Origin of the sequence: Stenomitos frigidus ULC18, from assembly GCF_003003795.1 — a bacterium.
Lineage (GTDB): Bacteria > Cyanobacteriota > Cyanobacteriia > Leptolyngbyales > Leptolyngbyaceae > Stenomitos > Stenomitos frigidus_A.
In genome coordinates this window covers 1-3265 of the sequence record NZ_PVWK01000130.1, presented here as the reverse complement: position 1 = coordinate 3265, position 3265 = coordinate 1, and the positions used below count along the sequence as shown (strand labels likewise).

Sequence of the window (3265 nt, the reverse complement as noted above, 5' to 3'; positions counted from 1 at the left end):
GAGGAAAGATACACGCCTGTTTTTCGAGCCATAGCGACGAAGCTAGCGAGTCCATCGCTTCTAAACCTGCAAGCAAAGCCTTTTGTCACAAGACGGCAGGCTCATCGCCAGACGTGACCCCACGCAAAGAAACCGATCGTCGGGGTAGTGCCGATCGCATTGTTTCGCTGAAACGCGATCGAGCAATAGACTCCTATGAAAACACACCAACTAAGGCATAGAGGAAGTAGGTGTGTTTTCATAGGAGGTCTAGTAACGTTTATCTTTTACTTAGATCGACATAAGAGTTTATTATGAATGCAATGATGTTGCTGAGTAACATCGCGATCGCATCGAGTAATGTCACGATGTTGCTTAGTAACACGCCGATCGCATCGAGTAATGCCACGATGTTGCTTTGCACGATCGCCATTCTGCCTTGTAACAGTGTTAGATTTCTGCATAATCATGCGATCGCGCTTTATAAGCTTGTCACCGTTCTTCGGTTTGATGAAATGACGGTTATCTCTCGCTTTTCCAAACGTGCTGTAACTGCTGAAGTGCGATCGCAGTCTGGACAACGCTATGCCTCCACGCGATAGTACGCATCCTCTCATTAAGAAAGCTCTAGTTAAAGAAGGCTGGGAAATTACCGCTGGTCAATACGTTCTCTACCAGATGCTGCTCAGGCAGGTTGATCCAGGACGAGATCTTTATCTGGCAATTGCCGACCGAACCTATGATGAGATTTTTAGCGAACCGATCGGCGAATTGGTAATCCGTGAGCTACCGCTAAAATTGATGATTGTAAATGTGGAAGCGGTTGAGGTAAAACAATGGATACTCCCCGAAGCGATCGAGAGATTGTAAAGTTAGTGATTCGGCATTATGCCCAGTTTCAACCGTCGCATGGAGATATCTGGCTGGATACGGTCTTCGACGAAGCACAAGACCGCTATGCCCTGATGCAGGTAGGCTGGGATCGAGGACGGCGGGTGAGGGGAAACCTCATTTATGTCACGCTGCAAGACAATCAGGTTTGGATTGAATATGACGGGATGGAGCAGGGCATTACTGACGATTTGATTGCAGCAGGTATTCCTTCTGAACGGATTGTGCAGGCATTTTTGCCAGAGTTAAAGACTGCTTTAACTGCATGAACTGTACAGTTGTAAAGGTTACCAGCTTCAACGCGATCGCCCCTCTCGTTTCCACTCTGGCAAGAACAGGAGCGATCGCCCTAAACAACCGAATCGCCCTTCCTCATTTCTCAAGCATGGATACTAAAGTGCGATCGCGGCATGGATTTTGGAAGCGGTTACATTTGAGCGGTTTAGTAGCAGTAAGATTGGGAAGAAGAAAGGGTCTGCAATAGAAGCTCAAGCAAAACCCGGAGTGAAGCTTTTGGAATGAAGAACGAAAATCTTGTTAGGTTGGTTTGAAGCATGAAACCCAACCTAACAAGATCAGCGATCGCTTAAGGTCTATCAGTCTCATCGACCGAAGGCATGATCGGATTAACGCGCTATAGGTCTGAACTGGGGCAGATGGGAACCTTAGAAATATCCAAATTGTAATTCCATTAGGAGTTTTTTCGATGCCCAATACATCCATTAGCGCTCAGTTGAGTCCAAGCGATCGTGATGCCGTGATGCAAGTGATCGGCCCTCTGATTTACACCCTCGCAAGAACAGGAGCAATCGCCCTTTGGTCCCAATTCATCTATTGCGTCTTTTAAGGGTTTGGAGATTAACGCGATCGCCATTTATCCTGTGTAGTCGATGTGCGATCGCGCTTCTTAGTCATCGCTACCAAAGGCATTGCTTTAATTAAAGCGTTGCCAGAAAAACCTCTGGTAACACTGCTGGAATTGTCCCTGAGCGAAAGTCTTTAATGTTTCGAGTGACGATAATTTCTACACCAATGCTTTTAGCGGCAGCATGGGCAACTGCGTCCTCAAAATCAGTAAAAGAGCTTGCCAGTGCTTCTCGAATTACAGCATCAGTCACAGCCGCAACGTGCATCTTTAACAGCAACGTTGCCAAAATGTCTCTGCTCTGGTCACGTTCTAACTGTCGCCGTAGCAGGTAAAACAAATTTGTCACAGCGTGTCCAGCAACGTAACCTTCGATTTTGCCTTGACCCACTGTATCGATCGCGATTGCTGAAGCGGTGAAGTGGGGTTGTCGTTGCAAAAACACATCCAGCAACACATCGCTGTCAAAAAGTACCCGTTTCACTGGTACTTTTCCTCTAAATAGTCCAGGTATTGTGCCTGTGATGCTTCGTTCGTATCGACCGCTCCTTCAGCAGCAAGCACTCCCACTAACTGCTGAGTCCAGGGACTGAGGTCTAGCGGTTGATCTGGATCAGGAAGCTGCTTGAGAAGCGCAGCCACCGCATCTGAAAGCGACAAATTGTGCGACTTTGCCCATCGATCAGCCTTTTTGACCAGACGATCGTCTAGATGCAAGGTAAGCTCTGTCTCCACAACGACTCCTTGAGTACTATGAACTAGAATTTTTCTACCTCTATTTAAACATGATCTAGGATGAAGCAGCATTGCTTTCACTGTAGCCTCTTAATCGCTCACTCACCCTGAATGTCTTTTATGCTTCCAGTCGTAACCTATGAGGTAGAAGCTGAGTCTGCTTTTTATGATCGAACCTTTGGTAGAGTTGTCGTCCAGTTGCGGTATGGGGCGACATTCAGCTTTCCGGCAGAGTTGGGTCAAGGTTTAGCAGGCGCATCACCCGACGAGTTGGCTGACATCGAAGTGACACCTTCCGGTACCGGGGTCGACCTGAGCGTTCCAGCCTTGCTTAGCGGCATTTATGGCAATGCAGCGTGGATGGCGACGATCGCCACTCGACAAGCAAACCTTTGAAGGTGACTGCAAAAGCGCGACCGCAAACACTCCACTCGCCAAAAAACAGCGATCGCCTGAGCATGATCAGCGACATTTTTGCGGCTGCTTTGAACGAGCAACTTGGGTGACTACAATCCGTTGCCAATCAAAATAAACGGTGCCCAGAAAAAAGGATGGGAGAACTGTGCAGCGTGCGATCGAGTGTCCTGCGACTTAGCAACAGGGTTGTTTGTCACACGACCATCGTTACCGTACATCCGGGTAAGTTGGGCACGACGAAAGGCTTGTGCTTTCGTCATCTATGCCTGTGTCGATTCAGGACGAGAGCAGCAGTCCCCGCTGTAGCGATTGTCTTGAAAGTCAAGGGGAATGAAGCAAATCTTTTGTGCTCCAAATACTCATGACAAAGTAACGGCA

General features: G+C 47.9%; 10 protein-coding genes. 7 read left to right on the top strand and 3 right to left on the bottom strand.

The genetic code is table 11. The features are described 5' to 3' along the window. The 6 genes from C7B82_RS33330 to C7B82_RS32655 form a co-directional block, all read left to right on the top strand. Positions 1 to 221 (top strand): hypothetical protein (locus C7B82_RS33330; protein WP_219904671.1); only part of this gene is annotated, 221 nt, incomplete at its 5' end. 72 nt (positions 222 to 293) lie between these two features. Then, a complete protein-coding gene (locus tag C7B82_RS24275; RefSeq protein WP_146141253.1) occupies positions 294 to 581 on the top strand; it encodes a hypothetical protein in 288 nt (95 codons plus the stop codon). Next, positions 565 to 849 (top strand): element excision factor XisH family protein, encoded by a 285-nt coding sequence (locus tag C7B82_RS24270; protein WP_106259311.1) that lies wholly within the window; start codon positions 565 to 567, stop codon positions 847 to 849. The genes C7B82_RS24275 and C7B82_RS24270 overlap by 17 nt, the downstream gene beginning before the upstream one ends. Further along, positions 816 to 1139, top strand: a complete 324-nt coding sequence (locus C7B82_RS24265; protein WP_106259310.1) for a XisI protein — start codon at positions 816 to 818, stop codon at positions 1137 to 1139. The genes C7B82_RS24270 and C7B82_RS24265 overlap by 34 nt, the downstream gene beginning before the upstream one ends. Beyond that, complete coding sequence (locus tag C7B82_RS31650; protein ID WP_146141252.1) at positions 1136 to 1354, top strand: hypothetical protein; 219 nt, start codon at positions 1136 to 1138, stop codon at positions 1352 to 1354. The genes C7B82_RS24265 and C7B82_RS31650 overlap by 4 nt, the downstream gene beginning before the upstream one ends. Before the next feature lie 222 nt (positions 1355 to 1576). Then, a complete protein-coding gene (locus tag C7B82_RS32655) occupies positions 1577 to 1717 on the top strand; it encodes a hypothetical protein (protein WP_181357645.1) in 141 nt (46 codons plus the stop codon). A 91-nt stretch (positions 1718 to 1808) separates the two neighbouring features. Here C7B82_RS32655 and C7B82_RS24260 read toward each other — a convergent pair whose 3' ends face one another. After that, a complete protein-coding gene (locus C7B82_RS24260) occupies positions 1809 to 2219 on the bottom strand; it encodes a PIN domain-containing protein (RefSeq protein ID WP_106259309.1) in 411 nt (136 codons plus the stop codon). Then, positions 2216 to 2470: a DUF6364 family protein gene (locus C7B82_RS24255; RefSeq protein WP_106259307.1), complete on the bottom strand. Its 255-nt coding sequence runs from the start codon at positions 2468 to 2470 to the stop codon at positions 2216 to 2218. Before C7B82_RS24255 ends, C7B82_RS24260 begins: the two co-directional genes overlap by 4 nt. A gap of 120 nt (positions 2471 to 2590) precedes the next feature. On the opposite strand from C7B82_RS24255, the gene C7B82_RS24250 reads away from it, so the two are divergent. After that, positions 2591 to 2866 carry a DUF2442 domain-containing protein gene (locus C7B82_RS24250; protein ID WP_106259306.1) on the top strand — a complete coding sequence of 92 codons (276 nt, stop codon included), beginning with the start codon at positions 2591 to 2593 and terminating at the stop codon, positions 2864 to 2866. Between the two features lie 110 nt (positions 2867 to 2976). On the opposite strand, the gene C7B82_RS32650 is transcribed toward C7B82_RS24250, so the two are convergent. Next, a complete protein-coding gene (locus tag C7B82_RS32650; RefSeq protein WP_181357644.1) occupies positions 2977 to 3147 on the bottom strand; it encodes a CHAT domain-containing protein in 171 nt (56 codons plus the stop codon). Positions 3148 to 3265 lie beyond the last annotated feature (118 nt).

What these genes read in the sequence shown, in the direction of transcription:
- C7B82_RS31650 (WP_146141252.1), top strand. Translation starts at nt 1,136, where the DNA reads ATGAACTGTACAGTTGTAAAGGTTACCAGCTTCAACGCGATCGCCCCT.
- C7B82_RS32655 (WP_181357645.1), top strand. Translation starts at nt 1,577, where the DNA reads ATGCCCAATACATCCATTAGCGCTCAGTTGAGTCCAAGCGATCGTGAT.
- C7B82_RS32650 (WP_181357644.1), bottom strand. Translation starts at nt 3,147, where the DNA reads ATGACGAAAGCACAAGCCTTTCGTCGTGCCCAACTTACCCGGATGTAC.
- C7B82_RS24250 (WP_106259306.1), top strand. Translation starts at nt 2,591, where the DNA reads ATGCTTCCAGTCGTAACCTATGAGGTAGAAGCTGAGTCTGCTTTTTAT.
- C7B82_RS24265 (WP_106259310.1), top strand. Translation starts at nt 816, where the DNA reads ATGGATACTCCCCGAAGCGATCGAGAGATTGTAAAGTTAGTGATTCGG.
- C7B82_RS24275 (WP_146141253.1), top strand. Translation starts at nt 294, where the DNA reads ATGAATGCAATGATGTTGCTGAGTAACATCGCGATCGCATCGAGTAAT.
- C7B82_RS24270 (WP_106259311.1), top strand. Translation starts at nt 565, where the DNA reads ATGCCTCCACGCGATAGTACGCATCCTCTCATTAAGAAAGCTCTAGTT.